This is a genomic window from Xanthomonas sp. SHU 308 (assembly GCF_000364645.1).
Taxonomy (GTDB): Bacteria; Pseudomonadota; Gammaproteobacteria; order Xanthomonadales; family Xanthomonadaceae; genus Xanthomonas_A; species Xanthomonas_A sontii.
On sequence record NZ_AQOK01000807.1, the window covers coordinates 1 to 4,037 of the forward strand.

3 protein-coding genes are annotated in these 4,037 nt (G+C 71.6%); all 3 read right to left on the reverse strand.

Annotated features, from left to right (window positions below; genetic code table 11):
* On the reverse strand, positions 1 to 1,206 hold a 1,206-nt coding region (locus tag D588_RS0121270; RefSeq protein ID WP_017917436.1), incomplete at its 3' end, for a carboxylate--amine ligase.
* A gap of 250 nt (positions 1,207 to 1,456) precedes the next feature.
* On the reverse strand, positions 1,457 to 3,535 hold the full coding sequence (locus D588_RS0121275; protein ID WP_051067901.1) for a TonB-dependent siderophore receptor: 2,079 nt from the start codon (positions 3,533 to 3,535) through the stop codon (positions 1,457 to 1,459).
* Between the two features lie 79 nt (positions 3,536 to 3,614).
* The coding region (locus D588_RS0121280; protein WP_017917438.1) for an aldolase/citrate lyase family protein at positions 3,615 to 4,037 on the reverse strand (423 nt) is incomplete at its 5' end.

A 4,037-nucleotide genomic window follows, 5' to 3' on the forward strand; every position in this document is an offset into this window, starting at 1 on the left:
GGTGTCGATGCGCCAGTGCAGCGAGGCCTCGGTGCGGGCCAGCGCCTGCTGCAGGTCCGACGCGGTGTCGGCGAGCACGTCCAGCACGCCCAGGTAATCCTTGTTGGAGTGGCTCAGGCGGATCGCGTCGCCGGGTTGCCGCAGGCGCCGGTAGCGCGCTTCCCAGTGCGCGTCGCTGCTGGCGTGGTCGGCACTGGCCACCGCCAGCGTACCGTCGTGCTCGGCCACGTAGTAGCGCACCAGCGCCTGCGCGCGGCGCGCCTGCAGCGCCGGCAGCGGCCGGCCCAGGTGCAGGCCGAGCACACTGTCGAACCAGTGTCCGCCGAACAGGCGATCGAGCAGGAATTCGCGGCCGTCGCCGATGCTGCGGTAGTTGATCTCCACCAGCACCGGGCCGTCGGCGGTGAGGATGAACTCGCTGTGGCATACGCCGAAGCCGATGCCGAACGCCTGCAATTGCGCCAGTGCCTGCTGCAGCACCGGGGTGTCGATGGCGCTGCGCCAGCGCGCCTCGCATTCGACGAAATGCGGTGGCGACGACAGTTGCACGTCGAAGCCGCCGATCGGTTGCAGGGTGTGCCCGTCGCCGAGCGTCTCCAGGGTGAACAGCGGGCCGTCCAGCACGCTTTCCAGCAGCACGCTGCGCTGCGGGTGGCGCTGCCAGAAATCATCGAGGTAGGCCTGCAGCGCCGCCGCGTCGGCGCAGTGGCGCACGTCCAGGCTGGCCACGCCTTCGCGCGGCTTGGCGATCAGCGGCCACGGCGCCTGCGCCGGCGGCATCGCGCCCGGCGCCAGGCTGCAGAACCACGGCGCCGGCAGGCCGAGCGCGCGCAGCCGCTGGCGCATCGCCGCCTTGTTCTTGGCCGCGTAGCAGACCTGCCAATCCTTGCCCGGCACGCCGAGCGCGGCGGCGACCACGGCGGCGCTGGTCTGCAGGTGGTCGCTGTTGCTGAACACCGCGCGCGGCGGCTGCGGCAGGCTGCCGAGCAGGTCGAGCACGCCCAGCGGATTGAACACGTCGCACTCCAGCACCTGCACCGGTGCGGCGGGCGGATGGCGGCGGAAGTGCTCGAGGTGCGCGTGGCGGTGGTCGGTCAGCAGCAGCACCGGCACGCCCAGGCGCTGCGCGGCGGGGAGGAAGCCATCGGTCACCGCCGGGTGGCAGACGTGGCTGAGGAGCAGCAGGGGAGCGTCGTGCGAGGTCATGTACGGGTCTCGTCGGGCGCAGGCGCACGCACGCCGCCGGCGCGGCCGCGCGGAGGCGGACACGGGAGGCATGCGCCGCGGCTGCGGCAGGGTCGCGTGGTTGCCTGGCGCATCGCATCGGGCGCGCGCTGGGTAGGGGAAGGACGCGGCTGCGTCCGCTGCAGGTGCCCGCGTCTCCCGCGGGCGGCGGCGCGCCGTGCTGGCGCGCGGTGGTGCGACTGCCGGCGTCGTCGTCCGACGCCGGGGTGGATCAGAACGTGTACTCGAGGCCGACGGTGACGCTGCGGCCCGGCGCCGGCTGCCGGCCCCAGGGACTGGTGTCGATGCCGCGGTACCAGTACTTGCGATCGAACAGGTTGTTGACCGCCAGCGACGCGCTGAGCTTGCCGCTGGCGCCTTCGCTGAGCACCTGGCTCAGCTGCGCGTTCCACACCCAGTAGGCCGGCAGCTCGCCGACCGAGCCGATCGCGTTCTCCTGCACGGTGTTGGCCGCATCGCTGAAGGCGCGGCTGAAGTAATAGCTGGAAACGGCGACGGTGGTATGACCGGACTCGGGCCGGTACGACGCGCCGAGGGTGAGCTGGTTGCGCGAGGTGTAGGGCACGCGCAGGCCGTCGTACACGCCCGATTTCTGCCGTGCGTCCAGATAGGCGTAGCCGGCGTTGAGGGTCAGCGCGCGCAGTTGCGCCGGGCTCCACTGCAGTTCCACTTCGCCGCCCTGGTGGCGGGTCTTGCCGAGGTTGCGGTAGGTGCGCGTGGTGTTGTCGAGCTGGATCTGCTGGTCGAAGTCGATCAGGTAGCCGCCGAACTGCACGCGGGTACGCTCGTTGGGCTGGTAGCGTGCGCCGGCCTCGTAGTTCCAGGCCAGTTCGGCGTCGAGGTTGTCGCCGAAGATGATCTGGGTGACCTGCGGCGCGCGCAGCGACCGCTGCCCGTCGGCGTACAGGTACCACTGCGGGCTGGCCTGGAATCCCAGGGTCAGGCCGGGCAGCACGTCGTCGGTCTTGTTGCGCGTGCGCGCGCCGCTGGCGAGGTTGTAGTAGCGCGAATCGACCTGCTCGTAGCGCAGGCCGGGGGTGACGGTGACGCGGCCGTCAGCGAAGGCGATCGCGTCGCTGACGTAGGCGGCGGCGCCGCGGTCCTTGAAGCGCCAGTCGCGCACCAGGGTGTACAGGCCGTCCCTGAGGCGGGTGTTGCCGACCAGGAAGTCGATGTCCTCTTTGATCGCGCGCGCGCCCAGCGTCCACTGCTGGCGCACCGCGCCGTCGCCCATCGTCCAGCTCAGCCGCGGCTCGCTGCCGTAGACGCGGAAATCGCGCGGCGCGCTCTGCCGCAGTTGCGGCGGCAGGTCGGGGCGCCAGGTCTCGCTGGCCGCCGAGCGCATGCCGACGATGAAGTTGCGGCTGCTGCGCGCGCTGAAGTTGCTCCAGTCCAGGCGCAGGTCCTGGAACGGCCCCACATCGCCGAAGTCCTGCTGGTAGACCAGCGAGGCGCGCGTGGTGCGGCCGTTGAATGCGTCCAGCGGCCGCGTCGACTGGCGCGGATCGCGCAGGTAGTCGGCGGTAGACAAGGCGCCGGCCATGTCCATGTCGGCGACGTAGCGCTGCACGCTGGCCTTGAGCAGCGTGTCCGGCGCCAGCCACCATTCCGCGCGCAGGCGCAGGTTCTTGATGTCGGTGGCGCTGTGCTCGCGCCAGTAGTCGCCCTTGGTCCAGTTGGCGTCCAGTTGCAGGCCGAAGGTATCGCTGGCGTAGCCGCCGGTGCTGATCGCGGTATCGCCCAGGTAATGCCCGGCGCCGCCGGCGGTGACCTTCTGGCCCAGCGTGGTGGTCCAGGTGGTGGGAATGTCCGGGCTGATCAGGTTGATCACGCCGCCGACGTTGTTGGGGCCGTACTGCACCGCCGCGCCGCCGCGCACGATGTCGATGCGGTCGACCTGGTTCAGGCCGACCGGGAACAACGACAGGCTGGTCTGCCCGTACGGCGCCAGCGCCAGCGGAATGCCGTCCTCGAGCACCTGCACGCGGCCGCTACGGCTCTCGTACAGGCCGCGCAGCATGATCTGCGGCAGCGCGCCGGTGCCGGTCTCGTCGAACACCTTGATGCCCGGCACCTTCTGCAGCGCGTCGTCCAGCGAGCGGTTGGCGCCGGTGCGCAGTTGCGTGTTGTCGATCACCTGGCGGCTGCCGGCGTAGTGCTGCACGTCCTCGACGGTGGAGCGGCCGAGCAGGCTGCCCTGCACCTGCACCGCGTCGAGCTGGCGGATCCGCGCCTGCGCGTCGGCGTCGGGCGGAGTGTCCTCGGCGCGCGCGCTGGAGGGGGCGAGCATGGCGGCGGCGAGGGCGATGGCCAGCAGCGAAGGGGAAAGCGAAGCGATCAAGACGACGACTCCAGAGGCACGAAAACGGTCAGGGGCTGCGCAGGTCGGTCGCGCGCTGGCGCAACGCGGCCTGCAGCAACGCGCGGTCTTCGCCGGCGAACAGCCACTGCAGGTCCGCCTGCGCCAGCCAGTGCGCGCGTTGCGCGGCGTCGCGGGGATTGGGGCAGAAGGGAACGCCGGCGGCGCGGCAGGCCGCGTCGATCGCCATCAGCTGTTCCCAGACCTGCGGATGGGTGGGCTGCGGGCCGACGCCCAGGTCCAGCGCCAGGTCCAGCGCGCCTTCCATCACCAGCGACACGCCGGGCACCTGCAGGATCTGCGGCAGGGCGCGCACGCCGGCGGCGCTCTCGATCATCGGGATCACGCGCAGGCGCGCGCGGCTGCCGGCGATGTAGTCGGCCAGGGCCACGCTGCCGAAGCCGGTGACCCGGCCGCCGGTGATGCCGCGGCG

Excerpts from the sequence above, each read along its gene's own strand:
- D588_RS0121275 (WP_051067901.1), bottom strand. The coding sequence starts at position 3,535 with ATGCTCGCCCCCTCCAGCGCGCGCGCCGAGGACACTCCGCCCGACGCC.